This is a genomic window from Anaeromyxobacter paludicola, assembly GCF_023169965.1.
In the GTDB taxonomy this organism is placed as follows: domain Bacteria; phylum Myxococcota; class Myxococcia; order Myxococcales; family Anaeromyxobacteraceae; genus Anaeromyxobacter_B; species Anaeromyxobacter_B paludicola.
In genome coordinates, this window is record NZ_AP025592.1 from 1,673,521 (window position 1) to 1,698,292 (window position 24,772).

Annotated in this window: 24 protein-coding genes; 18 read left to right on the plus strand and 6 right to left on the minus strand. The window is 75.2% G+C overall.

The window, feature by feature from the left end:
* The first annotated feature begins 16 nt into the window (after positions 1 to 16).
* From AMPC_RS07860 to AMPC_RS07890, 7 genes are all read left to right on the plus strand, one after another.
* Positions 17 to 1,378, plus strand: coding sequence for an MATE family efflux transporter (locus tag AMPC_RS07860; protein ID WP_248345596.1), 1,362 nt, complete (start codon positions 17 to 19; stop codon positions 1,376 to 1,378).
* A 4-nt stretch (positions 1,379 to 1,382) separates the two neighbouring features.
* Entirely contained in the window at positions 1,383 to 1,814 is a 432-nt protein-coding gene (locus AMPC_RS07865) for an archease (RefSeq protein WP_248345597.1), read from the plus strand.
* Positions 1,815 to 1,891: 77 nt separating this feature from the next.
* Complete coding sequence (locus AMPC_RS07870; RefSeq protein ID WP_248345598.1) at positions 1,892 to 3,331, plus strand: RtcB family protein; 1,440 nt, start codon at positions 1,892 to 1,894, stop codon at positions 3,329 to 3,331.
* 125 nt (positions 3,332 to 3,456) lie between these two features.
* Positions 3,457 to 3,651 (plus strand): CsbD family protein, encoded by a 195-nt coding sequence (locus AMPC_RS07875; RefSeq protein WP_248345599.1) that lies wholly within the window; start codon positions 3,457 to 3,459, stop codon positions 3,649 to 3,651.
* A gap of 44 nt (positions 3,652 to 3,695) precedes the next feature.
* Entirely contained in the window at positions 3,696 to 5,846 is a 2,151-nt protein-coding gene (locus AMPC_RS07880) for a thioredoxin domain-containing protein (RefSeq protein ID WP_248345600.1), read from the plus strand.
* Between the two features lie 31 nt (positions 5,847 to 5,877).
* Positions 5,878 to 6,126 (plus strand): hypothetical protein, encoded by a 249-nt coding sequence (locus tag AMPC_RS07885; protein ID WP_248345601.1) that lies wholly within the window; start codon positions 5,878 to 5,880, stop codon positions 6,124 to 6,126.
* Positions 6,127 to 6,222: 96 nt separating this feature from the next.
* Positions 6,223 to 6,474 (plus strand): twin-arginine translocase TatA/TatE family subunit, encoded by a 252-nt coding sequence (locus AMPC_RS07890; protein ID WP_248345602.1) that lies wholly within the window; start codon positions 6,223 to 6,225, stop codon positions 6,472 to 6,474.
* 121 nt (positions 6,475 to 6,595) lie between these two features.
* Here the strand turns inward: AMPC_RS07890 and AMPC_RS20485 are convergent, their stop codons facing one another.
* Complete coding sequence (locus tag AMPC_RS20485; RefSeq protein WP_263009638.1) at positions 6,596 to 8,293, minus strand: zinc-ribbon domain-containing protein; 1,698 nt, start codon at positions 8,291 to 8,293, stop codon at positions 6,596 to 6,598.
* A 110-nt stretch (positions 8,294 to 8,403) separates the two neighbouring features.
* Here AMPC_RS20485 and AMPC_RS07905 point away from each other — a divergent pair, with 110 nt between their 5' ends.
* Entirely contained in the window at positions 8,404 to 9,006 is a 603-nt protein-coding gene (locus AMPC_RS07905) for a polyhydroxyalkanoate synthesis regulator DNA-binding domain-containing protein (protein WP_248345603.1), read from the plus strand.
* Positions 9,007 to 9,063: 57 nt separating this feature from the next.
* Here AMPC_RS07905 and AMPC_RS07910 read toward each other — a convergent pair whose 3' ends face one another.
* Positions 9,064 to 9,966, minus strand: coding sequence for a LysR family transcriptional regulator ArgP (locus AMPC_RS07910; protein WP_248345604.1), 903 nt, complete (start codon positions 9,964 to 9,966; stop codon positions 9,064 to 9,066).
* 81 nt (positions 9,967 to 10,047) lie between these two features.
* Between AMPC_RS07910 and AMPC_RS07915 the strand changes: the two genes are divergently transcribed.
* Positions 10,048 to 10,890 (plus strand): DMT family transporter, encoded by an 843-nt coding sequence (locus AMPC_RS07915; protein WP_248345605.1) that lies wholly within the window; start codon positions 10,048 to 10,050, stop codon positions 10,888 to 10,890.
* A gap of 39 nt (positions 10,891 to 10,929) precedes the next feature.
* On the opposite strand, the gene modA is transcribed toward AMPC_RS07915, so the two are convergent.
* Positions 10,930 to 11,694, minus strand: coding sequence for a molybdate ABC transporter substrate-binding protein (gene modA / locus AMPC_RS07920; protein WP_248345606.1), 765 nt, complete (start codon positions 11,692 to 11,694; stop codon positions 10,930 to 10,932).
* A 121-nt stretch (positions 11,695 to 11,815) separates the two neighbouring features.
* On the opposite strand from modA, the gene AMPC_RS07925 reads away from it, so the two are divergent.
* Together AMPC_RS07925 and AMPC_RS07930 are read left to right on the plus strand one after the other, a co-directional pair.
* Positions 11,816 to 13,126 carry a hypothetical protein gene (locus AMPC_RS07925; protein ID WP_248345607.1) on the plus strand — a complete coding sequence of 437 codons (1,311 nt, stop codon included), beginning with the start codon at positions 11,816 to 11,818 and terminating at the stop codon, positions 13,124 to 13,126.
* Positions 13,127 to 13,358: 232 nt separating this feature from the next.
* Positions 13,359 to 14,231, plus strand: coding sequence for a helix-turn-helix transcriptional regulator (locus tag AMPC_RS07930; RefSeq protein ID WP_248345608.1), 873 nt, complete (start codon positions 13,359 to 13,361; stop codon positions 14,229 to 14,231).
* On the opposite strand, the gene AMPC_RS07935 is transcribed toward AMPC_RS07930, so the two are convergent.
* The gene (locus tag AMPC_RS07935; RefSeq protein WP_248345609.1) at positions 14,219 to 15,007 is read right to left on the minus strand and encodes a ParA family protein; all 789 of its coding nucleotides are present in this window, start codon (positions 15,005 to 15,007) and stop codon (positions 14,219 to 14,221) included. The two genes, AMPC_RS07930 and AMPC_RS07935, sit on opposite strands and share 13 nt — an antisense overlap.
* Positions 15,008 to 15,012: 5 nt before the next feature.
* Complete coding sequence (locus tag AMPC_RS07940; RefSeq protein WP_248345610.1) at positions 15,013 to 15,339, minus strand: hypothetical protein; 327 nt, start codon at positions 15,337 to 15,339, stop codon at positions 15,013 to 15,015.
* Positions 15,340 to 15,384: 45 nt separating this feature from the next.
* On the opposite strand from AMPC_RS07940, the gene AMPC_RS07945 reads away from it, so the two are divergent.
* The 4 genes from AMPC_RS07945 to AMPC_RS07960 are packed head-to-tail and all read left to right on the plus strand — an operon-like array spanning position 15,385 to position 19,034.
* Complete coding sequence (locus AMPC_RS07945; RefSeq protein WP_248345611.1) at positions 15,385 to 16,311, plus strand: ArsA family ATPase; 927 nt, start codon at positions 15,385 to 15,387, stop codon at positions 16,309 to 16,311.
* A complete protein-coding gene (locus tag AMPC_RS07950; protein ID WP_248345612.1) occupies positions 16,311 to 17,432 on the plus strand; it encodes an ArsA family ATPase in 1,122 nt (373 codons plus the stop codon). The genes AMPC_RS07945 and AMPC_RS07950 overlap by 1 nt, the downstream gene beginning before the upstream one ends.
* 22 nt (positions 17,433 to 17,454) lie before the next feature.
* Positions 17,455 to 17,871, plus strand: a complete 417-nt coding sequence (locus AMPC_RS07955; protein WP_248345613.1) for a secondary thiamine-phosphate synthase enzyme YjbQ — start codon at positions 17,455 to 17,457, stop codon at positions 17,869 to 17,871.
* On the plus strand, positions 17,868 to 19,034 hold the full coding sequence (locus tag AMPC_RS07960) for a tetratricopeptide repeat protein (protein WP_248345614.1): 1,167 nt from the start codon (positions 17,868 to 17,870) through the stop codon (positions 19,032 to 19,034). The genes AMPC_RS07955 and AMPC_RS07960 overlap by 4 nt, the downstream gene beginning before the upstream one ends.
* 4 nt (positions 19,035 to 19,038) lie before the next feature.
* Here the strand turns inward: AMPC_RS07960 and AMPC_RS07965 are convergent, their stop codons facing one another.
* Complete coding sequence (locus tag AMPC_RS07965) at positions 19,039 to 20,847, minus strand: AMP-dependent synthetase/ligase (protein ID WP_248345615.1); 1,809 nt, start codon at positions 20,845 to 20,847, stop codon at positions 19,039 to 19,041.
* A gap of 256 nt (positions 20,848 to 21,103) precedes the next feature.
* Here AMPC_RS07965 and AMPC_RS07970 point away from each other — a divergent pair, with 256 nt between their 5' ends.
* The 3 genes from AMPC_RS07970 (at position 21,104) to AMPC_RS07980 (ending at position 24,732) form a co-directional block, all read left to right on the plus strand.
* Positions 21,104 to 22,420, plus strand: coding sequence for an O-acetylhomoserine aminocarboxypropyltransferase/cysteine synthase family protein (locus tag AMPC_RS07970; protein ID WP_248345616.1), 1,317 nt, complete (start codon positions 21,104 to 21,106; stop codon positions 22,418 to 22,420).
* Between the two features lie 113 nt (positions 22,421 to 22,533).
* Complete coding sequence (cysD, locus tag AMPC_RS07975) at positions 22,534 to 23,451, plus strand: sulfate adenylyltransferase subunit CysD (RefSeq protein WP_248345617.1); 918 nt, start codon at positions 22,534 to 22,536, stop codon at positions 23,449 to 23,451.
* Entirely contained in the window at positions 23,452 to 24,732 is a 1,281-nt protein-coding gene (locus tag AMPC_RS07980) for a sulfate adenylyltransferase subunit 1 (protein ID WP_248345618.1), read from the plus strand.
* Positions 24,733 to 24,772: the final 40 nt, after the last annotated feature.

Here is a 24,772-nt window from a genome sequence, read left to right on the forward strand (position 1 = left end):
TATCCTGCCGCCCCCTGTGAACCGGTCCGAACTCACGAAGGAGCTCCGCGCCCTCTGGCGCCTGTCCGTCCCGCTCGCCATCGCCAGCGCGGGCCAGTCCCTCATGGCGGTGGTCGGCTCCGCCGTGGCCGGCCGCGCCGGCGCGGCGCCCCTCGGCGGGGTGGGGCTCGGGAACACCGTCTTCATGGTCGGGTCGGTGTTCGGGATGGGGCTCATCATGGGGCTCGACGCCCTGGTGGCGCAGGCCATCGGCGCCGGGGATCGGGCCCGGGCGCGGCGCCTCGCCTGGAAGGGCACCGCCTTCGCCGGGGCCGCCGGCCTCGCCATCGCGGCGGTGCTCGCCGTGGCGCCGCTCGGCTTCGGGGCGGCCGGGGTGGACGCGGCCGTGGCGCCCGAGGCGGCGCGCTACCTCGCGTGGCGGGCGCTCTCGATGCCGTCCCTGCTCGCCTTCTTCGCGGTCCGCGCCTGGCTCCAGGCGCTCGGGCGCACCCGGCCGCTCGTGAGCGCCACCCTCGTCGCGAACCTCGCCAACCTCGCGCTGGCGGTGCCGCTCGCGCTCGGGGGCGCCGCGCTCCCGGCCTGGTGCGGCCCCTTGCGCGCCCTCCCCGCCTTCGGCGCCGCCGGCGCCGGCGCCGCGGCCACGGTCGCGACCGCGCTGCAGGCGGCGCTCGTGCTGGTGGCGCTCCGGAACGAGGGGAAGAGCGAGCCCGGCGGCGCGCCGCGCCGGGGCGAGCTGCGCGGCGCCCTGCGGGTCGGCCTGCCCATCGCCTTCCACTTCACGGTGGAGATGGGGCTCTTCACGCTGGTCGGCTTCCTCGCCGCGAGGCTCGGCGAGCTGCCCATGGCGGCGCACCAGGTGGCGCTGACGCTCGTGACGGTGAGCTTCACGCTCGTCGTCGGCGTCGGGACCGCCGGGTCGGTGCGGGTCGGGCACGCCATCGGCGCCGGCGACGCGCCCGCGGTGCGGCGGGCCGGGCTCGTGACCTTCGGCTCGGGCGCCGGCGTGATGGCCTGCTCCGCGCTCTGCCTGCTCCTCTTCCCCGGCCCGCTGGCGCGGCTCGTGTCGAGCGACCCGGCCGTCGTCGCCGCGGCCGGCCCGCTCCTCGGCGTGGCGGCGGTGTTCCAGGTCTTCGACGGGATCCAGGCGGTGGGCGCCGGGCTGCTCCGCGGCGCCGGCGACACCCGCTTCACCTTCCTCGCCAACGTCGCGGGGCACTACCTCGTGGGGCTGCCGGTGACGGTGGGGCTCGGGGTGCTCGCCGGGAGGGGCGTGGTCGGGCTCTGGTGGGGGCTCTGCGCCGGCCTGGTCACCGTCGCCGTCGTCACCGTGGCCCGCTTCCGCGCCCTCTCCGCCCGGCCCATCGCGCCGTTAGCTTGAGGACATGCGGCTCGAGCTCCCCCAGCCCTTCCGCGACCTCGAGCACACCGCCGACGTCGGCGTGGCGGTCGAGGGAGCGACCGCGGAGGAGGCGCTGGCGCGGCTCGTCCTCGCGCAGGCCGCGCTGCTCCTGGGCGGCGCGGGGGTGACCGCCGAGTGGGAGGAGCGGCTCGCCGTCGAGGCGGGCGGGCGCGTGGCGGTGGCGGTGAACCTGCTGCGCGAGCTGCTCTACCGCTTCGCGACCGAGCGGCTCGTCGCGCAGGCCTGCGAGGTGCTGCGAATGGACGAGGGCGCCGCGGAGGTGCAGGTGGCCTTCGGCCGTTACGATCCCGCGCGACACGCCGAGGGGGTCGACCTCAAGGCGGTCACCTGGCACGAGGCCCGCTTCGAGCCCGGCGGGGACGGCTGGCGCGCGCAGGTCGTGTTCGACATCTGACAGGCTGGGCGCGGGTGATTTCGGGCCACCCTGTGAGGCGTGCGACGCGCACCGGGAGTCACGCCACGGGAGGCACCATGAAGCTCCGCCGGATCGACGAGGACCTCTGGGAGCTCCCGGCCGAGGGGGGCATGAAGGTGCCGGGCCGGATCTACGCCGCCGGCCCGCCCGCGCCCGACGACCCGTCGCTGCAGCAGGTGGCCAACGTGGCCCACCTGCCCGGGATCCTCCGCTTCTCCCTCGCCATGCCCGACTACCACTGGGGCTACGGCTTCCCCATCGGCGGCGTGGCGGCGGTCGATCCGGAAATCGGGGCCATCTCCCCCGGCGGCGTGGGCTACGACATCAACTGCGGCGTGCGGGTGGTCACGACGGCGCTGCACGAGGAGGAGCTCCGGCCGCGGCTCCGGCAGGTGGTGGCCCAGCTCTTCCGCGACGTCCCGACCGGCGTGGGCGCCTCGCGCGCCATCCCGGCGCTCGCGGACGACGAGCTGGACGGCGTCCTCGCAGGCGGCGCACGGTGGGCGGCGGCGCGCGGCTTCGCCGCGGCGCCGGACGATCCCTCGCGCTGCGAGGAGGGCGGCCGGCTCCCGCAGGCCGATCCGGCGGCGGTGAGCGACCGGGCCCGCGCTCGCGGCCGGGACCAGCTCGGCACGCTCGGCTCCGGCAACCACTTCCTCGAGCTCGACCGCGTGGCGGAGATCTACGCCCCGGACGCCGCGGCCGCGTTCGGGCTCCTGCCCGGCGCGGTGGCCATCCAGATCCACTCCGGCTCCCGCGGGCTCGGCTACCAGGTCTGCGACGAGTCCCTCGCCGCGCTCACGCCGCGGATGCGCGACTTCGGGCCGGACTACGCGGCGCTCCCCGACCCGCAGCTCGCCTGCGCCCCGGTGCGCTCCGACGCGGGGCGGCGCTACCTCGCCGCCATGCAGGCCGCCGCCAACTTCGCCTTCGCCAACCGGCAGGTGATGACCGGCCTCGCCGTCCGCGCCCTCTGCCGCTCGCTCGGGCTCTCCGAGGGCGAGCTCGGCGCCCGCGTGCTCTACGACGTCTGCCACAACGTGGCGAAGCTCGAGACCCACGCCGTGGACGGGGCGCCGCGCGAGGTGCTCGTCCACCGCAAGGGCGCCACCCGCGCCTTCGGCCCCGGCGATCCGCGCGTCCCCGCGCCCTACCGCGCGGTGGGCCAGCCGGTGCTCATCCCGGGGGACATGGGCCGGTACTCCTACGTGCTCGCCGGCACCGACCGCGCCATGCGCGACACCTTCGGGAGCTCCTGCCACGGGGCCGGGCGGCTGCTCTCCCGCGGCCAGGCGCTCAAGCTGGCGCGCGGGCGGTCCATCGACCGCGAGCTCGCCGCGCGAGGCATCGAGGTGCTGTCGCGCGGGCGGAAGACGCTCGGCGAGGAGATGAGCGAGGCCTACAAGGACGTGGCGCAGGTGGTGGCGGTCATGCACCGCGCCGGCCTCTCGCGGCTGGTGGCGCGGCTCGAGCCGCTCGGGGTGATCAAGGGCTGACGCGAGGGCCCGCCCGCCCGTCCCTTCCCCGGGCGCGGCTGCTGCTCCCGCTCGAAGGGGTTCCGCCCAGGGGCGCGCGGCCCCACGTTTTGGTGGACCGCAGCCCAACCCGAAGGAGGAGACGGATGGCCATCGGCGACGACGACAAGGCCCAGGGCACCTGGGACAAGCTGAAGGGGAAGGCGAAGAAGGTCTACGGCGAGATCGCCGACGACCCCGCGAAGAAGGCGGAGGGCTCGATCGACAAGGCGAAGGGGTCCTTCGAGGAGAAGAAGGGCGACGTGAAGGGCCGCCTCGCCGACAAGCTCGACGACACGTAGCAGCCGGACGGGAGCGGGGGCGCGCCCGGCGTTAAGGAGCGGGGATGGAACCGCTCCCCGGCGCCGCCCCCTTCCCTCCCGAGCTCGCCCGCCGCCTCGAGGCGGCGCTCGGCGCGATGGGCCCCTCGTACGGGCCCCGCACCCACCACCTCGAGGCGGACGGCCGGCCGCGCTACGCGAACCGGCTGCTCCTCGAGTCGAGCCCGTACCTCCTCCAGCACGCGCACAACCCGGTCTCCTGGCGCCCCTGGGGCGACGAGGCCTTCGAGGAGGCGCGCCGGAGCGGCCGCCCCGTCTTCCTCTCGGTCGGCTACAGCACCTGCCACTGGTGCCACGTGATGGAGGCGGAGTCCTTCGAGGATCTGGAGGTCGCCGAGGCGCTCAACCGGGACTTCGTCTGCGTCAAGGTGGACCGCGAGGAGCGGCCCGACGTGGACGCGGTCTACATGACCGCCGTCCAGGCGCTCCACGGCTCCGGCGGCTGGCCGATGAGCGTCTGGCTCACCGCGGATCGCGAGCCGTTCTTCGGCGGCACCTACTTCCCCGCCCGCGACGGCGACCGGCCCGGCGCGCGGGGGTTCCTCTCCATCCTCCGGGAGCTCGGGGAGGTCTGGCGGCGCGAGCCGGAGCGGGTGCGCCGCGCGCAGGCCTCGCTCACCGCGGTGGTGCGCGAGGCGCTCGAGGCGGCGCCGCCGCCCGCCCCCGACCTGCCCGGCCCGGCGCTCGTCGAGCGCGCCGTCTCGGCCTGCCAGCGCGGCTTCGATCCCGCGCACGGCGGCCTGCGCGGCGCCCCCAAGTTCCCCTCCAGCCTGCCGGTCCGGCTCCTCCTGCGCCACCACCGCCGCACCGGCGCGCCGGAGAGCCTGCGGATGGCGACGGAGACGCTCCGCGGCATGGCCACGGGCGGCATCTACGACCAGCTCGGCGGCGGGTTCCACCGCTACGCGACCGACGCGCGCTGGCTCGTGCCCCACTTCGAGAAGATGCTCTACGACAACGCGCTCCTCGCCGTCGCCTACGCGGAGGGGTTCCAGGCGACCGGCGACCCCATGTTCGCGCGGGTGGCGCGGGAGACCTGCGACTACCTGCTGCGCGAGCTCGCGCTGTCCGAGGGCGGCTTCGCCTCGGCCACCGACGCCGACTCGGAGGGCGAGGAGGGGCGCTTCTTCGTCTGGACCGCGCGCGAGCTGCGGGAGCGGCTCGGAGGCGAGGCGGAGCGGTTCATGGCGCACCACGGCGCGACCGAGGCCGGGAACTTCGAGGGGGCGAACGTGCTCTTCGTGCCCCGGCCGGACGAGGCCGAGCACGCCGCGCTCTCGCCGGCCCGCGCCCGGCTCCTCGAGGCCCGTGCCCGCCGACCCGCGCCGCTCCGGGACGACAAGGTGCTCGCCTCGTGGAACGGGCTCGCCCTCTCGGCGCTCGCGGTCTGCGGCCGGATCCTCGGCGAGCCGGGCTGGCTCGCGGCGGCGTCGCGCTGCGCCGGGTTCCTCCTCGGCGCGCTCCGGCCGGAGGGCCGGCTCCTCCGCAGCTGGCGCGCCGGACGGGCCGCCGTGCCGGGCACGCTCGAGGACCACGCCTTCCTGGCCCAGGGGCTGCTCGACCTGCACGAGGCCACCTTCGACCCCCGCTGGCTGGGGGCGTCGCTCGCGCTCTGCGCCGAGCTCGGCCGCTTCGCCGACCCGCGGGGCGGCTGGTTCGCGACCGCCGCGGACGCGGAGCGGCTCATCGCCCGCGAGAAGCCCTCGCGCGATGGGGCCGAGCCCTCGGGCGCCTCGGTGGCCGCGCAGGTGCTGCTCCGGCTCGCGGCGCTCACCGGCCGGGCGCCGCTCCGCGCCGAGGCGGAGCGCGCGCTCCGGGCCGCCGCGCCCCTGCTCGAGGAGCACCCGCTCACCCTGACCGAGATGCTGGTGGCGGTCGAGCTCGCCGCCGCGCCGCCGCGCGAGATCGTCCTGGTCTGGCCGGCGGGGGAGCCGCCGCCGGCGGCGCTCCTCGGCGAGCTCGCGCGCCACTACCTGCCCGAGGCCGCGCGCACCGGCGCCGCCGAGGGCGAGCCGCTCGCGCGGCTCGCGGCGCTCGCGCCGCTGGTCGAGGGGCGGACCTGCGTGGGCGGGAGGGCCGCGGCGTACGTCTGCGAGGGCGGCGCCTGCAAGCTCCCGGCGACCGACGTCCAGGGGCTGCGGGCCGCGCTCGCGTGATCATATTTGGGCCTCGAAAGGGAGGACCTGGATGGCAATCGCACACGAAGGCAGGACCACCTCGATGGTGGAGCAGCAGACGGCGAAGGTGCCGTCGCTCGCGTACATGGGCATCGCGGTGGGCGCGATGGCGGCGTCGGCGGCGCTGCTGTTCACCGGCCGTAAACAGCTCGCCAACTTCGTCGGGCAGTGGGCGCCCTCGATCCTCATCGTCGGGCTCTACAACAAGGTGGCGAAGGAGCTCGCGATCCCGCGCGCCACCGGCTACGGCACGGCCTAGCGGCCCGCGCACGCGGCGTGGACCTCAAGGGAAGACGGGCGCTTGCCCGCCCGCCCGCGGCCCCGAGGCCTCTGGCGCACCCGGATGAGCCCGGGTATGCTACGCGTCATGCACATGGGCTTCGGCGAACTCCTCATCGTTTTCATCGTCGTGATGCTGGTCTTCGGGGCGAACAAGATCCCGCAGCTCGGGGACGCGCTCGGCAAGGGCATCCGCAACTTCAAGAAGGCGCAGCGCGACGACGAGATCGACGTCACGCCGCAGAAGCAGGCGCCCTCGCAGCTCTCCGAGAACGCGGCGACCGCCGCCCCGCAGCAGCGCGCCACGGCCGAGGCCAAGAAGGCCTAGCCGCTCCGCTCACGCACCGCACCCGCGCGGCTCCCTCTCCGGGACGCCGCGCTTTTCTCATTCGTCGCGCTCGTCGCCGGCGAGGCGCGCGGCGCCGGACCGCGCCGTGGGGCCACGCTCCCTATCGCCCCTCGGCCTGGATCCGGAGCGCCAGCCCGCGGTCCGCCGGCGCGTCGGCGATGGGCACGAGGAACGGCAGCCACTGGCCGGCGCCGGCGCGACCCGGCGCGCGCGCGGCCACGTCGCGCAGGAGCAGCTTCGCCTCCGCCGCGCTGCCGATCCCGTAGAGCTCCTCGGGCGTCGGCACCGCGCCCGCGACCCCCTCCGCCTCGGCGGCCACGCGCTCGCCGTCGAGCAGCGAGATCTTCACGCGGATCGGCCCGCCGGCCGCCTGCTGCGACTGGACCCGGCCGCGCACGAAGACGATGCTCTTCCCGCTCGCGGTCTCGTACAGGCCGTTCGAGACCTCCGAGGCGAGGATGAGCGGTTGACCCGCCGCGCTCACCGTCGAGACGCCGTCGCGGCGCAACAGGAGCCGCAGGTCCACCCGCCCCTCGCCGCGCCAGAACATGAAGAAGCCGACCGCGACGGCGAGGAGCGCGGCCAGCGAGAGGGCGTTGAGCGCCGCGGCGCGCAGGCGGCTCGGGCCGGCCGGCTCGGGCGCCGCCGACGGTGCGGGAGCGCTCGGGGCGGGCCGGGAGTCCGGCGCCGGGATCGCAGCCGGCTCGGCCGTCGCGGGCGCCCGCTCGCGCGGGGCGGTGACCGCGGTGACCGCGGGGACGGCCGGGGCAGGCGAGGCGGCCGGGGCACGGGGAGGCAGGTCGAGCTCGAGCCCGCTCGCGCCGCCCTCGAGGTCCGCGTCCTCGAAGCTGTGCTCCGCCGGCGCGTCTCGCTCGGCCCGCATCGCGGGCGCGGCGCCCCCCTCGGCGGCGAGCAGGTCGGAGAGATCGGTGGCCCGGGCGTGCGGCGGCCCCGGCTTTCCGTTCCGCGACCCCGGCTCCGGCGACTCGAGGCCGAACGGATCGGGCGGCACGGCGAACGGATCGGGTGGGACCTCGGACGCGCGCTCGCCGGAGGGGGCCGAGGCGACCGGCACCGGGCGGCCGAACGGGTCGGGCGGCAGCGCGCCCGCGTCGGCGGCCGGAGCGGTCCGCGGCGACGGACCCGGCGCAGCCGAGGGCGCGGGCGATGGCGGGAGCGGGCCGCCGGGCGCCTGGACCGGCTGCGCGAACGGGTCGGAAGAGGCCGCCGTCCCGAAGGGGTCGGCACGATCGAGCGGGCGGGCCGCCGCCGCGGCGAAGGGATCGTCCGCCGCGGCGCCCGCGGGCGCGCCGCTCGCGAAGGGGTCGTCCTGTGGCGCGGGGCGCGGGCTCGCCGCCGCGAACGGATCGGGTGAGGCCGGGCGAGGGGGCACGGCCGCGAAGGGATCGGGCGGCGCCGGGCGAGGCGGCACGGCCGCGAAGGGATCGGGCGGCGCCTGGCGAGGCGGTACGGCCACGAACGGATCGGGCGGCGCCTGGCGAGGCGGCACGGCCACGAACGGATCGGCCGCAGCGGCGCGCGGCGCCGGGGCCGAGGGCGGCGTCGAGGCCGGGCGCGGCGGCGCCGCGAGGGGGTCGCCCGGGGGACGGGGGGCCGCGCCGGACGGCGCGCTCGCGGGAGCGCCCGGCGGCGGGGCGGCGGCGGCGGCGCCCTCCGGGCCGGGGAGGATCTGGAAGACGGTCCGGCACTGGCTGCAGCGGACCTTCGCGCCGCGCGGGCCGACCTTGTCGTCGGCGACGCGGAACCGGGTCTGGCAGGCGTTGCAGGTGACGATCATGGCGGGACCGGAGCCGCGCTCCGACCCTCCCGAGACTACACCGGGATCTCCTTGACACCAAGCCGAGGCGCCGAGAACAATGCCCGCTGATCCTCCTCCTGGAAAACTCCATGTCTGACGAGCAGATCCCTCCCGGCGATAGCGAGCCGGGCAGCGGGCGCGAGCCCAAGGTCATCAAGCGCTACACCAACCGTAAGCTCTACGACACGGAGGAGTCCCGCTACGTCACGCTGGAGGAGATCGCCGGGATGATCAAGGCGGGGGCCGAGGTCCGAGTCCTCGACAACCGCACCAAGGAGGACCTGACGAGCGTCACCCTCGCGCAGATCATCTTCGAGGAGGAGAAGAAGACCTCCAAGGTCGGCCTCCGGATGCTGCGCGAGCTGGTCCGCCACGGCTCGGATCGCGCCCAGCAGTTCGTCGAGGAGACCCGCGACGAGCTGCGCGGGAAGGTGGAGCAGGTCCGCCAGGCGGCGGAGCAGCGCGTCCAGACCCTCCTCTCCAAGGGGCAGCAGACCCAGGACCGGGCCCGCGAGCTGGTGGTCTCCTCCCAGGAGGCGGTGAACCAGTTCCAGCGCAAGGTGGACGAGCGGGTCCGCACCGCGGTGGAGGGGATGAGCAGCCTCTCCGACCTGCGGCGCGAGATCGCCGAGCTGCAGGCGCGCCTCGGCGAGATGGAGCGCAAGCTCGCCGAGCTCGAGAAGAAGCCGTAGCGCCCTCCCGCGGGGTCCGCGCTCGCGAAGGCGCGAGCCGTGGCCCCCGGGCTCCCTTCAGCGCGGCCGGAGCTGCCGGCGCGCCTCGGCCACCACCGCGCGCGTGAGCCGCTCCACCGCCGCCGGCGCGAGCCGGGCGTGGTGCCAGTGCAGCGGCACGTCCAGCGCCGTGCCGCGGACGAGCTCCACCAGCCGCCCGGCCGCGAGGTGCGGCCGCGCCAGCGCCTCCGGGTTGAGGCACCACGCCACGCCGGCGAGCGAGGCCTCGAGGAAGGCCTGGGTGGTGGGGAGGCCGTGCGTCGGCGGCTCCACGTCCTTGCGGCAGACCTTCCGGAGCCAGCGCCGCTGCAGCTCGTCCTTGCGGCTGAGCTGGAGCGTGGGCGCCCGCGCCAGGGACGCCGCGTCGACGCCTCCGGCGAAGTGGCGGGCCACGAACGCCGGGCTCGCGGTCGCGAGGTAGCGGAGCCCGCCGAGCGGCACGCTGCGGCAGCCGGGCGAGGGCTTCGCGCGCGCGGCGACCGCCGCGAGCACCTGCCCGGTGTGGAGCCACTCGGCCGTGTGCGCCTCGTCGTCGAGCGCGACGTCGAGGAGCGTGTCCTCGCCGGCGGCGAAGCGCGCCATGGCGCCGGGGAACCAGGTGGCGAGGCTGTCGGCGTTGATGGCGACGCGCAGCACCGCCGGGCGGCTCGGGCCGGCGTCGGCGCCGGCCGCCGGGAGCAGGCCGTGCAGGTCACGCTCGAGCAGGCCCACCTGCTCCACGTGGCGGCAGAGGTGGCGGCCGGCGGGCGTGGCCGCGCAGGGCCTGCCGCGCACCACGAGCGGGGTCCCCACCCGCTCCTCCAGGAGCTTCACGCGCTGGGAGACGGCGGAGGGGGTCAGGTGGAGCGCGCGGGCGGCGCCCTCGAAGCTGCCCTCGCGGTCCACGGCGGCGACGGCCTCGAGCAGCGGGTAGTCGAGCATGGCGGGACCCTTCAGCTGTCCTTAACCAGATGAAGCAACTTTCATCGTAGCTGAACCGGCCGCCCGCGCATACTCCGGGCCGTGCTGAGCGTCCTCCTCGCCGGGCTGTCCGCCCTCTGCTACGGCGCCGCCGACTTCTCGGGGGGCTTCGCCTCGCGGCGGAGCCCGCTCGTGCCGGTCCTCGTCACCTCGCAGCTGGCCGGGGCCGTGCTCGCCCTGGCCTTCGTCCTCGCGAGCGGCGAGGCGGTGCCCGCGGGGCGCGATCTCGCCTGGGGGGCGACGGCCGGCGTGGCCGGTGCGGCCGGGCTCGCCCTCCTCTACCGCGGCATCGCCCGCGGGCTCGTGGCGATCGTCTCGCCGACCGCGGCCCTCGTCGGCGCGGCGATCCCGGTGGCGTTCGGGATCCTCTCCGGCGAGCGCCCCAGCCCGGCGGCGCTGGCGGGCGCGGCCGTCTGCCTGCCCGCCGTCCTCCTCCTCTCCTGGGAGCGGGGCGGCGCCGCCGATCGGCGGGCGCTCCGCTCCGCGCTCGGCCACGCGCTCCTCTCCGGCGCGTTCATCGGCCTCTTCTTCATCGCCCTGGCGCGGAGCGCGCCCGGCTCGGGCCTCTGGCCCCTCCTCGCCGCCCGCGGCGCGTCCATCGCGATCCTGGTCGCCGCCGCGCTCGTCTCGCGCCAGCGGCTCGCCGTGGCCCGCGCGGCGGCGCTGCCCACGCTCGTCGCCGGCCTCGCCGACATGGCCGCGAACGTGCTCTTCCTCCTCGCGACGCGCGCGGGCCTCCTCTCGCTCGCGGTGATCGTCGCCTCGCTCTACCCCGCGCCGACGGTCCTCCTGGCGCGCCTCTTCTTCCGCGAGCGGATCCCGCCCGCCCGCGCCATCGGGCTCGCCCTCGCGGTCGCGGGGATCGCGCTCATCGGCCTCCGGTAGGCCGGGCCGGCGCGCGGAGGAGGGCGGAGGCCCCCCTCCCTACGGCAGGCCGTAGCCGTATCGGGCGAGGATGGCCCGCCCCTTCTCGCCGGTGACGAAGGCCAGGAAGGCCCGGGCCGCCGCCGGCTCGCGGGCGGTGGCGAGCACCACCCCGGACTGCTCGATCCGCGGGTAGAGCTTCTCCGGGACCGGGGTCACGCGGCCGTGCGCGAGCTCCTTCCCGAAGGTGAGCGAGTACGGGAGGAAGGCCACGTCCACCGCGCCGGCGGAGGCGAACTGCGCCGTCTGGCCCACGCTCGCCCCGAGGACCAGCTTCCCCTTCACCGCCTCGTACACGCCGGCCGCCTTGAAGGCGGCCTCGGTGGCCCGCCCGAAGGGCGCCACGGCCGGGTTGGCGATGGCGATCCGCTTCACGCCGGGATCCGCGAGCGCCGCGAGCCCCTGGTGCTCGAGGTCGAGCTTCGAGCCCAGCGGGAGCCACGCCACCAGCTTGCCGAAGGCGTAGACCCGCTCGTCGGCCGCGGCCCCCAGCCCGGCGGCGACCACCTTGGCCGGGTACTCGCGGTCGGCCGAGAGGAAGAGGTCGAAGGGAGCGCCGCTCTGGATCTGGGCGAAGAAGTTGCCCGAGGCCCCGAAGGTGAGCGCGACCTCGACGCCGGGCTGCTCCGCCGCGAAGGCCTGCTTCAGCTCCCTCGCGACGTCGTTGAGGTTGGCGGCGGCGGCGACCGCCACGGTCTTCCGCGGGCCCGCGGCGAGCGCCGGAGTCGAGACGAGGAGCGCGGCCAGGGCGAGAGTTCGAAACATCAATAACCTTCGATGAGAACTTTTGAGTAACATCTTGACTCATTAGTCTCACATCCGTAGCCTGCGGAGCAACAGTGTCCGTTTTAACGGACATCCATCCACTACACCAGGAGAAAACGACATGCCCCGCCGCTTCGCCCTCCCAGCCCTCCCAGCCCTCCTCGCGCTCCTCGCCGCGCCTGCCGCGCGCGCCCAGGCCACCGCCCCCGCGGCCGAGCCGGCGCCGAAGCCGGCACCGCTCGTCACCGTCACGCCCTACGGCTTCGTGCACATCGCCGCCTACGACAACCTCGGCCCGTTCGGCGCCCGCGACTACGTGGGCCAGGCGCTCTCGACGGGCGACGGCGGCTCGGTGCTCTTCTCCGCCCGCGCCTCCCGCCTCGGCTTCAGGCTGGCGCTGCCCGAGCCGGTGCTCGGCGCGCGCGTCACCGGCGTCATCGAGGCCGACTTCAAGGGCGGCTACGTTCCGACCGTGTTCGACACCACCACCACGACCACCAGCACCGTGAGCGGCACCAAGGTCACGAGCACCAGCACCAGCAAGACCACCGCCAGCGCCCCCTCCTCGAGCTGGTACAACGCCCTCTTCCGCGTCCGGCACGCCAACCTCAAGGCGGCCTGGAAGACCGACGCCGGCGAGCTCTCGGTGGTGGCCGGCCAGGACTGGACCCTCATCGCCCCGCTCGCGCCGGCCACCCTCGCCTACGCCGCCGACCAGCTCTTCACCAACTCCGGCAACCTCAACCGGCGGGCGCCCCAGCTCAAGGCCACCTACGAGGGCGCCTTCGACGCCTTCGGCCTCAACGCGGCGGTGGCGGTCATCTCGCCGAGCGACAACGGCACGCCGGTGGACGCCGGCTACGGCGACCGCGCGCGGGTGCCGGATCTCGAGGGGCGCGTGGGCCTCTCCGCGATCGTCGGCGGCAAGAAGCTCGGCGAGCTCGGCCTCGCCGCCCACGTCAACAAGCGGCGCTACGTCACCGCGAGCAACACCGACGACGACGTGACCGAGTCGGTCTTCGCCGCCGACGCCCAGCTCAACCTCGCCTACCTCACCCTGCAGGGCGAGGCCTTCACCGGCCAGGGCGCCGACGACGGCTACCTCGGGATCGCCCCGGGCGTGAACACGGCGCACGGCAACGGCGCGGTCCTCACCCAGGGCTTCTGGGGGCAGGCGGTGGTGAGGCCCATCCCGCTCGTCGATCTCCTCGCCGGCTACGGCATCGAGCAGCCGAAGGTCGCCGACCTGTCCGGCGTCGCCGCCCGCACCAAGAACACCACTTACGGCGGCGGCGTGATCGTGAACGCCCACAAGGCCTGGAAGATCGGCGTCGAGTCCTACAAGACCGTCTCCTGGTCGCAGGACGCCAAGGGCGTCGCCACCCGGGCCGAGGCGATCCAGGTGGCGCTCGCCTCCAAGCTCGATTTCTGATCCTCGCAAGGGGACTGCGTCCCCTCCCCGCCGAGCAAAGCTCGTCGGGGCCCCTCCCCTGCTGCGCCGGAGCCGAGCGCGCTGCGCGCCTCGCTCCGCTCGTCGCGTGCACGCTATCCGGCGGGGAGGGGCGCTGCCCCTCCCCACCTGCGGTGGGGCCCCTCCCCGTCGCGCAATCCCTCCGCGGCAGGGCACCGGGCGTGGAGTGCGCCGGGTATACTCGGCGCACCCCATGTCCGAGCACCTGCTCACCACCGACGAGATCGCCGCGGTCCTCCGCGTGCACCCCAAGCACGTGTACCGGCTGCTCAAGAAGGGACTGCCGGCGCGGCGCGTCGGCTCGGAGTGGCGGTTCTCGCGCGACGAGGTGCTCGCCTGGTCGGGCGGCAAGGCGACCCCGGCGATGACGGAGCCGGCGCCCGAGGCGGCGAGCGACGCCGACGCGCCGCCCTCGCTGCTGGCGGCCAACGGGGACATCGCGGTCCAGGTGCTGCTCCGGATGGCGACCGCGCTCGGCCCGCCGCTCCTGGGGCTCGTCCAGGCCGACAAGGGACAGGCGGCCGAGCTGCTTCGCCGGCGGGCGGTGCTCGCCGCCGGGGCGCACGCCGGCGGGTTCCCGAGCCACATCGGCGACGACCGGGTGGCGCGGCTCCACCTCGTGGAGCGCGAGATCGGCTTCGTCCGCCCGAGGACGGCAGCGCCCTTCTCCGCGAAGGAGCTGGCGAAGAAGCGGCTCGCGACCCGCCCCACGACCGCCGGCGTCCGCGCCTACCTCGACGAGGCGCTCCGGCGCGCGGGGCTCGACCCGGAGAGGATGCAGCAGCGGGCGCTGGTCCTCGACTCGCACCTGGAGGTGGTGCTGGCGGTGGCGGCCGGCCGGGCCGAGGTGGGGCTCGCCTCGCGCGCCTGGGGCGAGCGCGCCGGGCTCGCCTTCTCACCGCTCGCGACCGAGGCCTACGGACTCATCCTGCGGGCGCGCGACCTGGGCGATCCCCGGATCGTGCGGCTCTGCGAGGTGGCGCAGGGCAAGGCCTTCCGGGCCGAGGCGGGGGCCGTGCCGGGCTACGACACCGCCGGCGCCGGCGACATCCGCTACGACGCCTGAGGGGCCCCCGGCGCGCCCGCGCCGCGCGCCTCCAGCTCGGCGGCGATCGACGCGAGCTGCCCGGCCCCGCTGGAGGCGGGGGCGTACTCGAAGATGGTCATGCCGTGGCTCTGGGCCTCGTCCACCTTCACGGACCAGCCGAGGACGGCGCGCGACACCTCGGCGGGGAAGCGCTCGCGCAGCTTCGCCAGGATCTCGTCGGCGAGCTGCGTCTTGCGGTAGAGCGCCGGCACCACGAGGCTGATGCGCGGCGCCTGCCCGCGCTCGGCGCGCAGCCGCTCCAGGCTCTCCACGATCTCGGCGCAGCCGTCGAGGGCGAGGTAGGTGAGCGCCACCGGGATGACCAGCTCGTCGGCGGCGCGGAGCACGTTCTCGGTGACCAGCGAGACCGACGGGGGCGCGTCCACGAGCAGGTAGTCGTACCCGTCCGCCGGCACGCCCTGGAGCGCCTCGCGCAGCCGGTCGGCCCGGTCCGCGGCGTGGGCGACCTCCATGGGGAAGCCCGCGAGCGCCTTGTTGGCCGGGAGGAGCGAGAGGTTCGCGACCGGCGTGGGCCGCACCACCTCCTCGAGCCGCGCGCGGCCGAGGAGCAGGTCGTGGACCGTGGGCGCGAGCCCGCGGACGTCCACCCCGAGCGACTTCCCGGCGTGCCCCTGCGTGTCGAGGTCGGCGAGGAGCACCCGCCGGCCGGCGCCGGCGAGCCACGCCGCCACGTTCACGCAGAGCGTCGTCTTGCAGGTGCCGCCCTTCTCGTTGATGAAGGCGATGCGGCGCATGGGCGCTACGTCGCGCCCTTGTCGCCGGAGGGCGCCGCGGCGCCCTTCTGCTCGACCCGATCGGCCAGCTGGTCGAGCATGCTCTCGAGGTCCGAGAGCTTGCGGCGCAGCTCCTCGACGTCCTCGGTGGACGGCAGGTTGACCGCCTGGAGGGTGCGCTTCACGCCCCGGTCCACCGCGGTCTTGGCGCTGAGCGCCGACGCGACGACCGACTGCAGCCCCGAGACGAACTTCTCGTTCGAGAGGAGCTGGGTGACGAGCTTCCCCACCCGCTCCTCGCCCCGCTCCAGGGCCTTCTTCACGGCCGGGTGCCGCATCATCTCGTCGAGCATAATGGTTGGACTTCTTCACCCCTCACCGCTAGCTTGTCAAGCGCCGTGCCCGGCCCTTCGCTGCTCGACAGGCGGCTCCTCATCGTCACCGGCAAGGGCGGAGTCGGAAAGTCCACCATCTCCGCGGCCCTCGCCCTCCTCGCCGCCCGGCGGGGAAAGCGGGTGCTCGTCTGCGAGGTGAACGCCCAGGAGCGGATCGCCCCGCTCCTCGGAGCGCCCCCGACGGGGAGCGTGATCCGCGAGGCGCGCCCCGGGATCTCGACCGTGGTCGTGAACCCGCACGACAGCATGCGCGAGTACGGGCTCATGGTCCTCAAGTTCCGCACCATCTACGAGGCGGTGTTCGAGAACCGGGTCGTCCGCTACTTCCTCAAGGTGATCCCGTCGCTCGCCGAGCTGGTGATGCTCGGCAAGATCCTGCACGAGGTCCGGGCGCGCGACGCCGGGCGGCCGCGCTGGGACCTCGTGATCCTCGACGCCCCCGCCACCGGCCACGCGGTGCAGCTCCTGCGCGTCCCGGCCGCCCTCCTCGACACGGTGCCGGCCGGGCCGCTCCGCGCCGACGCGCAGTGGATGCAGGGGCTCCTCGTGGACCCTCGGGCCACCGCGCTCTCCATCGTCACCCTGCCCGAGGAGATGCCGGTGAACGAGGCCATCGAGCTCGACACCCAGGTGCGGGGCGTGCTCGGGATCGCCCGCGGCGCCCTCTTCGTGAACGCCATGCCCGAGCGCCGCTTCGAGCCGGCCGAGCGCGAGCTCCTCCTCGGCCTGCAGGGCGAGCCGGCGCCGCTCGGCCCCGCCGCCTGGGCCGCCGTGCTCCAGTCGCGCCGCGCCGAGCAGGCGGAGCGCTACCTCGGGCGCGCCCGCGCCGCCCTCGACCTCCCCACCCACGTGGTGCCGCTGCTCCCCGCCGAGGAGTGGGGGCCGGCCGCCGTGGAGGACGTCGCGGCCCTGCTCGGGGAGGAGATCTAGTGGGCGCGGTGCTCTCGGGGCTCGCCGGGCGGCGCATCGCCGTCTGCGTCGGCTCGGGCGGCGTGGGCAAGACCACCGTCGCGGCCGCCATCGGCCTCTCCCGCGCGCTCGCCGGCGAGAAGGTGCTGGTCTGCACCATCGACCCGGCGCGGCGGCTCGCCAACGCCCTCGGCCTCGCGGCGCTCGGCAACGTGGAGGCGCGGGTCCCGACCCACAAGCTCGCGGAGGCGGGCCTCGAGGCGAAGGGCGAGCTCCACGCCATGATGCTCGACGTGAAGCGCACCTGGGACGACCTCGTGGCGCGCCACGCGCCCGACCGGCAGCGGCTCGAGCGGATCCTGCGCAACCGCATCTACCAGCAGCTCTCGGGCGCGCTCGCCGGCTCCCAGGAGTACATGGCGATGGAGAAGCTCTACGAGCTCTCCACCGAGCGCGACTACGACCTCATCGTCCTCGACACGCCGCCGACCGCCCACGCCCTCGACTTCCTCGAGGCGCCGGACCGGATCGTGGACTTCCTCGGCAACGAGACGGCGCGGCGGCTCCTCTCCCCGGCGCTGCACGCCGGCAAGGTGGGCCTGAAGCTGTTCCAGCTCGGCGGGTCCTACGTCGCGAAGACGCTCGGCCGCTTCACCGGCGCCGAGGTGCTGCAGGACCTCGCCGAGTTCATGTCCACCTTCCAGGGCATGTACGAGGGGTTCAAGGAGCGGGCCGCCTCGGTGCGGCAGCTGCTCTCGGAGCCGCAGGTCGGGTTCGTGCTGGTCGCCGCGCCCAACCCGCTCTCGGTGGACGAGGCGCTCTTCTTCCACGAGCGGCTCCACGCCGAGGCGATGCCGGTGGCGGGTCTGGTCATGAACCGCGTCACCCCGGACCTCTGGCCGGCGGGGACGCCCCTCCCCTCCGCCGGCGAGCTGGGAGCGGCCCTGGGCGGGCGCGGGACCGCCGGGCTCCCCGAGCGGCTCGCCCGCACCCTCGCCGAGCACCAGCGGGCCGCCCGCGCCGACGCCGCCGAGGCGGCCCGCCTGTTCGGCGCCGCCGCCCTCCCCCACGCGGCGGTGCCGCGGCTCGAGAGCGACGTGCACGACCTCACCGGGCTGGCGCGGCTCGCGGCCTGCCTGTAGCGTCACCCACCGGGACCGCTCCATGCCCATCGTCCGCCTCGACATCCCGACCCACCGCCGGCGCGAGCTCGTGGACGTGACCCTGCGCGTCGCCCAGGCGGTGCGCGCCGCGGGGCTCGCCGAGGGCGCGGTGCTGGTCTTCTCGCCCCACACCACCGCCGGGGTGACGCTGCAGGAGAACGCCGACCCCGACGTGCAGCACGACCTGCAGCTCGCGCTCGACAACGCCGTGCCCGAGACCGCCGCCCGCGGCGAGTACCGCCACGCCGAGGGCAACTCCGACGCGCACGTGAAGACGGCGCTCGTGGGGAGCTCGCAGCTCGTGCCGGTGGAGAACGGCAAGCTGGTGCTCGGCACCTGGCAGGCCGTCTACCTCTGCGAGTTCGACGGGCCCCGGCCGCGGAAGCTCTTCCTGCAGTTCCTGAGGGCGGCCGAGTGAGGGCGGGGGGCCTCCTCGCGCTCCTGGCGGTGGCCTGCGTGGCGCTGGCCTGCGCCAGCGCGCCCCCTCCCCGGCCCTCCCCCGCTGGCGCGGGAGAGGGCGGAGAGCTCCCGCGTCCCGGCGCCACCGCTGCGTCCCCCGGGCAGCCGGTGGGCGGCCCGGGCGAGAGCCCGCGCGAGCTTCGCATCGACGAGCCGTTCGTGGTCGAGGCCGGCCGGGACGACCTCGCGCTCGCCGGGAAGAACGACGAGGAGCTCTTCGCGATCGGCACCGCGGCCTACGCCGCCGGCGACCACCGCCGGGCCGCGGCCGCCTTCGCGCGGCTGGCCGACCTCTACCCCGCCTCCCGGCACGCGCCGACGGCCCTCTTCGACGCGGGGCTCGCCTACGAGCGCGTCTCGGAGTGGCGGCTCGCGCGCGAGCGGTTCCGCGTCCTCGCGGCCGGCTTCACCGGCCCGGACGCCGTGGAGGCGGCCTTCCACGAGGCGGAGTGCCTCTACCACCTGCGCGAGCTCGGCGAGGCGCGCGCCGTCCTCGACCGGCTCGCCCACCGCGCCGACCTCGGGGGGCCGGAGCGGCTGCGCGCCCTCGTGCAGCGCGGCGTGGTGGAGCTCGAGGCGGGCGATCACGAGGCGGCGGAGCGGTCGCTGCAGCAGGCGACGGCGGCGTGGCAGCAGGAGAAGGACCGCGAGCAGCTCGACGACTACTACCCGGCCCAGGCGCAGTTCTACCTGGGCGAGGTGTACCGCGATCACTTCCGCGCGGTGCGGCTGCGGCCCGAGGCGGGCGACGAGGCGCGGCTCGGGCGCGACCTCGAGTCGAAGGCGCAGATGCTGCTCACGGCGCAGGGCCACTACCTGCGCGCCATCCAGGTCGGCAACCCGCAGTGGTCGGTGGCCGCCGGGGCGCGCATCGGCGAGCTCTACGACGCCCTGCACGCCGATCTCACCGGCGCGCCGCTGCCGCCGGGGCTCGACGCCGAGCAGGCGCGGGCCTACCGCGCCGAGCTCGCGCGCAAGGTCCGGGTCCTGGTCACGAAGGCCATCCGGATCTACGAGCAGACGCTCGCCGCGGCGCGCCGCACCGGGGTGGAGAACGAGTGGGTGGAGCGCACGCGCCAGGCGCTCGACCGGATGCGGGCCGCGGTCGGCGGCGAGGGGTGAGCCGCTACTCCTCCCCGTAGAGCCCGTCGAGCAGCGCCCGGTGGCGCTCCTCGATCACCTTGCGCCGCAGCTTCTGGGTGGCGGTGACCTCGCCCTCCGCCTCGCTGAAGTCGTGCGCCAGCACCGCGAAGCGCTTCACCGTGGCGTAGCGCGGGAGCGTGGCGTTGAGCCGGTCCACGCCGGCCTGGAAGAGGGCGAGCACCTCGGGCCGCCGGACCAGCTCCTCGACCCCGGCGCCCGCGAGGCCGTGCCGCTCCGCCCAGGCGCGCAGCGCGACCGGCTCGGCGGTGAGGAGCGCGGTCACGTACTTGCGCCGATCGCCGTGGACCAGCACCTGGCTCACGAAGGGCGAGAGCGCCTTGAGCCGCGTCTCGAGCTCCTGCGGGGCCACGTACTTGCCGCCCGAGGTCTTGATGAGGTCCTTCTTGCGGTCGGTGATGGTGAGGTAGCCGTCCGCGTCGAGGGTCCCCACGTCGCCGGTGTGCAGCCAGCCGTCCCGCAGCGCCTCGGCGGTCGCCTCGGGGAGGCCGTGGTAGCCGCGCATCAGCCCGGGGCCGCGCACCAGCACCTCGCCGTCCTCGGCGATGCGCAGCTCGGTCCCGGGCAGCGCCGCGCCCACCGTGCCGAGCTTCACCTTCCACGGGACGTTGACGGTCACGATGGCCGCGGCCTCGGTCAGCCCCCAGCCCTCGAGGATGGTGATCCCGCAGGCGTCGAAGAACTCGGCGATCTCGACCGCCAGCGGGGCCGAGCCGGAGACGAAGAACTGGAGCCGCCCGCCGAAGGCGGCGCGGATCTTCCGGAGCGCGAGCCGGTCGGCCAGGGCGAGCTCGGCCCGCAGCAAGGGGCCCACCTCGCGCCCGGCGCGGCGGAGCCGCGAGGCGGCGCGGCCCACCCCCACCGCCCACCGGAGCACGGCGAGCCGCGCCCGGCCGCCCTCGCGCGCCCGGGCCAGGATCCGGTTGTGCACCTTCTCGAAGACGCGCGGCACGGCGCACATGAAGGTGGGCCGGACCGCGCCCAGGTTCTCCACCACCCGGTCCACCCGCCCGTCGAGCGCGGTGGGAAAGCCGAGCACGAGCTGCACGCCGCCGATGGCCTTGCCGAAGGCGTGCGCGAGCGGGAGCCAGAAGTACTGCAGGAGCTCGCCGTCGAGCCGGGCCGACTCCGCCACCTCGAGCACCGCCTCCGCCTCGTAGGCCCAGGCGGCGTGCGTGAGCTCGACGCCCTTGGGGCGGCCGGTGGTGCCGCTCGTGTAGATGAGCGTCGCGAGCTGCTCGTGCCGGACGGCGCGGGCCGCGCGCTCGAACTCGCCCGGATCCGCGGCGCGGCGGGCCCGCCCGGCCTCGCAGAGCGCCGCCAGCGGGGTGACGAAGCCGTCGGCGCTCCCGTGCCCCTCGAAGAGGAAGACCTTCTCCAGCGCGGGCAGCCCGTCGCGGCGGGAGAGGATCCGCTCGGCCAGCTCCTGGTTCTCGGCGAAGGCGAACCGCACGCCGGCGTCGCGGAGGATGAACTCCGTCTCCTCGGGGGTGCTGGAGGGGTAGATGGTGGTGGTGGCGCCGCCGGCGCAGAGCACGCCCCAGTCGGCGAGCAGCCACTCGAGCCGGGTGCCGGAGAAGACGGCGCAGCGCTCCTCGGGGTGCAGGCCGAGGCCGAGGAGCCCCTGGCTCACCTCGGCGACGCGCTCGCCCACCTCGCCCCAGGACAGGGCGCGCCAGCCCTCGCCGTGAGGTACGCGGAAGGCCTCGGCGGCCGGCGTGGCGACGATCCGGTCGAGGAACAGCTGGCAGAGCGAGCGGGCGGTGCGGGTCACGGCGGGCGGATCTCCTTGGCGCGCGCAGATTAGTTCAGGCGGCGCGCGACGGAGCGCCTTTCGGCGGGGCGCGGCGACGGGCCGACCCGTCCGCTATAGCGGCATTTGCGCTCCGCCGGCCCCCGCGATGCCCCGCCTCCGGGCCCCTGGAAGGGCCGTTCTATCGGTCTTTCAGGGCTCGTCCGCTTGACAGGACAAATGTCCGCCATCTAGGATTCGCTCTCGACCCCGCCCGAGACGAAAGGCAGACCGCGACATGGCCCTCCCCCCGAACCGCAAGCCCCGCTTCGAGACGCTGCAGGTCCACGCCGGCCAGGAGCCCGCGCCCGGCACGAACTCCCGGGCGGTGCCGATCTACCAGACCACCTCGTACACCTTCGACTCGGCGGAGCACGGCGCGAACCTCTTCGCGCTCAAGGAGTTCGGCAACATCTACACGCGGATCATGAACCCCACCACCGACGTCTTCGAGAAGCGGGTCGCCGCGCTCGAGGGCGGCGTGGCGGCGCTCGCGACCGCGTCGGGGCAGGCGGCGCAGTTCCTCGCCATCGCCAACCTCGCCGCCGCCGGGGACAACGTGGTCTCGGGCAGCACCCTCTACGGCGGCACCTACAACCAGTTCAAGGTGACGCTGCCCCGCCTCGGCATCGGCGTGAGGTTCGTGGACGGCGACAACCTCGGCGACTTCCGCAAGGCCATCGACGCCCGGACCAAGGCCATCTACGTCGAGAGCCTCGGCAACCCGTCCTTCAACATCCCCGACTTCGAGGGGCTGGCGGCGCTCGCGCACGAGCACGGCCTCCCGCTCATCGTGGACAACACCTTCGGCGCCGGCGGCTACCTCGTGCAGCCCATCGCGCACGGCGCGGACATCGTGGTCGAGTCGGCGACCAAGTGGATCGGCGGCCACGGCACCTCCATCGGCGGCGTGATCGTGGACTCGGGCCGGTTCGACTGGGCCGCGTCCGGCAGGTTCCCGGTCTTCACCGAGCCGTCGCCCGGCTACCACGGGCTGGTGTTCAACGACGTCTTCGGGCCCAAGGGCCCCTTCGGCAACATCCAGTTCATCATCCGCGCCCGGGTGGAGGGGCTGCGCGACCTCGGCCCGGCGCTCTCCCCCTTCAACGCCTTCCTGCTGCTGCAGGGGCTCGAGACGCTGTCCCTGCGCGTGCAGCGCCACGTGGACAACACCCTCGCGCTGGCGAAGTGGCTGGAGCGCCACCCGCAGGTCTCCTGGGTGAGCTACCCGGGCCTGGAGAGCCACCCCTACCACCAGCGCGCCCGCAAGTACCTGCGGAACGGCTTCGGCGGCGTGCTCTGCTTCGGCATCCAGGGCGGCTACGAGGCGGGCAGGAAGTTCATCGACAACGTGAAGCTCGCCTCGCACCTCGCCAACGTGGGCGACGCGAAGACCCTGGTCATCCACCCGCCCTCCACGACGCACCAGCAGCTCAGCGCCGAGGAGCAGAAGTCGGCCGGCGTCACCCCCGACCAGATCCGCGTCTCGGTGGGCCTCGAGCACATCGACGACATCCTCGAGGACTTCGCCGAGGCCTTCGCGGCCGCGAGGTAGCTCGCCCGGCGGGCGCGGCCGGTCCGGCGCGCTCGCCCTCCCCCGTTCCCCACCAGCCCCGCGGCCCGACCGGCGCCGCGGACGGACGCCGTCTGCCCGAGCGAGCCTCTCCCATGTCCGCCTCCACCGCCGCCCGCGCCCTCTCCCACCTCGACTGGCTCGAGGCCGAGGCCATCCACGTGCTGCGCGAGGTGGCCGGCCAGTGCCAGAGCCCGGCGCTCCTCTTCTCCGGCGGCAAGGACTCGGTCTGCCTGCTCCGGCTGGCGGAGAAGGCGTTCCGACCGGGCCGCTTCCCCTTCCCGCTGCTCCACATCGACACCGGCCACAACTACCCGGAGGTGATCGCCTTCCGCGACCGGCGCGCCGCGGAGCTGGGCGAGCGGCTCCTGGTCCGCTCGGTGGAGGCCTCGATCGCCGCGGGCCGGGTGGTGCTCGCCCACGAGGGCGAGTCGCGCAACAAGCACCAGTCGGTGACCCTGCTCGACGCCGTCGCCGAGCTGGAGCTCGACGCCTGCATCGGGGGCGCCCGCCGCGACGAGGAGAAGGCGCGGGCCAAGGAGCGGGTCTTCTCCTTCCGCGACGAGTTCGGCCAGTGGGACCCGAAGCGCCAGCGGCCGGAGCTCTGGAGCCTGTACAACGCGCGCATCCGCCGGGGCGAGCACATCCGCGCCTTCCCCATCTCCAACTGGACCGAGCTCGACGTCTGGCAGTACATCGCCCGCGAGCGGCTGGAGCTGCCCTCGATCTACTTCGCGCACCAGCGCGAGGTGGTGCGGCGCGGCGCGGCGCTGGTCCCGGTGACCCCGCTCACGCCGCCCAGGCCGGGGGACCGGGTCGAGCGGCGCTCGGTCCGCTTCCGCACCGTCGGCGACATCACCTGCACCGCGCCGGTCGAGTCCACCGCCCGCACGGTGGAGGAGATCGTGGCCGAGACCGCCGCCACCACCGTGACCGAGCGCGGCGCCACCCGCCTCGACGACCAGACCTCCGACGCCTCCATGGAGCAGCGCAAGAAGGAAGGGTACTTCTAGATGCTCGCCGCCGAACGGCGCCCCGACCCCGCCCCGGAGGACGCCGGCCTCCTGCGGTTCCTGACCTGCGGCAGCGTGGACGACGGCAAGAGCACCCTCATCGGGCGGCTCCTGCTCGACACCCGCTCCATCCTCGCCGACGCCCTCTCCGCCATCGAGCGCACCTCGCGGCGGCGCGGGCTCGAGCGGATCGATCTCTCGCTCCTCACCGACGGCCTGCAGGCCGAGCGCGAGCAGGGGATCACCATCGACGTCGCCTACCGCTACTTCTCCACCGGCCGGCGCAAGTACATCATCGCCGACGCCCCGGGCCACGAGCAGTACACCCGCAACATGGTGACGGCGGCCTCCACCGCCGACCTCGCCATCATCCTGGTGGACGCGCGCAAGGGGCTGCTCACCCAGACCCGCCGCCACGCCACGGTGGCGCACCTCGTCGGGATCCCGGAGGTGGTGGTCGCGATCAACAAGATGGACCTGGTCGGCTTCTCGCGCGAGGTGTTCGACCGGCTCTGCGCCGAGTACCGCGACTTCGCCGGGCGCCTGGGCGCGGGCCGCACCCGCTTCGTGCCCATGTCGGCGCTCGACGGCGACATGGTGGTGGAGCGGGGCGAGCGGCTCCCCTGGTACGACGGGCCGACGCTGCTCGAGCTGCTCGAGGAGGCCCCCGCCTCCGGCGCCGCCCCGGCGGAGCGCCTCCGCTTCCCCGTGCAGTGGGTCTGCCGGCCGCACACGGCCGAGCACCACGACTACCGCGGCTACATGGGGCGGGTGGAGTCCGGGCGGGTCCGCCCCGGCGACGAGGTGGTGGTCCTCCCGTCGGGCTCGCGGACCCGGGTGGCGCGCGTCGAGCTGCACGGCCAGGCCATCCCCGAGGCGGTGAGCGGGCAGTCGGTGACGCTGCTCCTCGCCGACGACGTGGACGTGGGGCGCGGCGACCTCATCGCCCTCGCCGAGGACGCGCCGGCGCCGGTGCGCGAGCTCGCCGCCACCGTCTGCTGGCTGGGGGAGGCGCCGCTCGCCCCCGGGCGCCGCTACGTGATCCGCCACGCCACCCGCGAGGTCCCGGCGGTGCTCGGGGCGATCGACCACCGGCTCGACGTCAACACCCTGGACCGGCACCCGGCCGAGCGGCTCTCCATGAACGACATCGGCCGGATCACGCTGCGGCTCGCCCGCCCGCTCTGCCCCGACCGCTACGCCGACAATCGGGCCACCGGCGCCTTCGTGGTGGTGGACGAGGCCACCAACGACACCGTCGGCGCCGGGATGATCGACTGAAGCGACCCTTCGCGCCCCGGCGCTTGCCGGCCGAGGCGTC

Excerpts from the sequence above, each read along its gene's own strand:
- AMPC_RS07865 (WP_248345597.1), top strand. The coding sequence starts at position 1,383 with ATGCGGCTCGAGCTCCCCCAGCCCTTCCGCGACCTCGAGCACACCGCC.
- AMPC_RS07870 (WP_248345598.1), top strand. The coding sequence starts at position 1,892 with ATGAAGCTCCGCCGGATCGACGAGGACCTCTGGGAGCTCCCGGCCGAG.
- AMPC_RS07875 (WP_248345599.1), top strand. The coding sequence starts at position 3,457 with ATGGCCATCGGCGACGACGACAAGGCCCAGGGCACCTGGGACAAGCTG.
- AMPC_RS07880 (WP_248345600.1), top strand. The coding sequence starts at position 3,696 with ATGGAACCGCTCCCCGGCGCCGCCCCCTTCCCTCCCGAGCTCGCCCGC.
- AMPC_RS07885 (WP_248345601.1), top strand. The coding sequence starts at position 5,878 with ATGGCAATCGCACACGAAGGCAGGACCACCTCGATGGTGGAGCAGCAG.
- AMPC_RS07890 (WP_248345602.1), top strand. The coding sequence starts at position 6,223 with ATGCTACGCGTCATGCACATGGGCTTCGGCGAACTCCTCATCGTTTTC.
- AMPC_RS20485 (WP_263009638.1), bottom strand. The coding sequence starts at position 8,293 with ATGATCGTCACCTGCAACGCCTGCCAGACCCGGTTCCGCGTCGCCGAC.
- AMPC_RS07905 (WP_248345603.1), top strand. The coding sequence starts at position 8,404 with ATGTCTGACGAGCAGATCCCTCCCGGCGATAGCGAGCCGGGCAGCGGG.
- AMPC_RS07910 (WP_248345604.1), bottom strand. The coding sequence starts at position 9,966 with ATGCTCGACTACCCGCTGCTCGAGGCCGTCGCCGCCGTGGACCGCGAG.
- modA (WP_248345606.1), bottom strand. The coding sequence starts at position 11,694 with ATGTTTCGAACTCTCGCCCTGGCCGCGCTCCTCGTCTCGACTCCGGCG.
- AMPC_RS07925 (WP_248345607.1), top strand. The coding sequence starts at position 11,816 with ATGCCCCGCCGCTTCGCCCTCCCAGCCCTCCCAGCCCTCCTCGCGCTC.
- AMPC_RS07930 (WP_248345608.1), top strand. The coding sequence starts at position 13,359 with ATGTCCGAGCACCTGCTCACCACCGACGAGATCGCCGCGGTCCTCCGC.
- AMPC_RS07935 (WP_248345609.1), bottom strand. The coding sequence starts at position 15,007 with ATGCGCCGCATCGCCTTCATCAACGAGAAGGGCGGCACCTGCAAGACG.
- AMPC_RS07940 (WP_248345610.1), bottom strand. The coding sequence starts at position 15,339 with ATGCTCGACGAGATGATGCGGCACCCGGCCGTGAAGAAGGCCCTGGAG.
- AMPC_RS07955 (WP_248345613.1), top strand. The coding sequence starts at position 17,455 with ATGCCCATCGTCCGCCTCGACATCCCGACCCACCGCCGGCGCGAGCTC.
- AMPC_RS07970 (WP_248345616.1), top strand. The coding sequence starts at position 21,104 with ATGGCCCTCCCCCCGAACCGCAAGCCCCGCTTCGAGACGCTGCAGGTC.
- cysD (WP_248345617.1), top strand. The coding sequence starts at position 22,534 with ATGTCCGCCTCCACCGCCGCCCGCGCCCTCTCCCACCTCGACTGGCTC.
- AMPC_RS07980 (WP_248345618.1), top strand. The coding sequence starts at position 23,452 with ATGCTCGCCGCCGAACGGCGCCCCGACCCCGCCCCGGAGGACGCCGGC.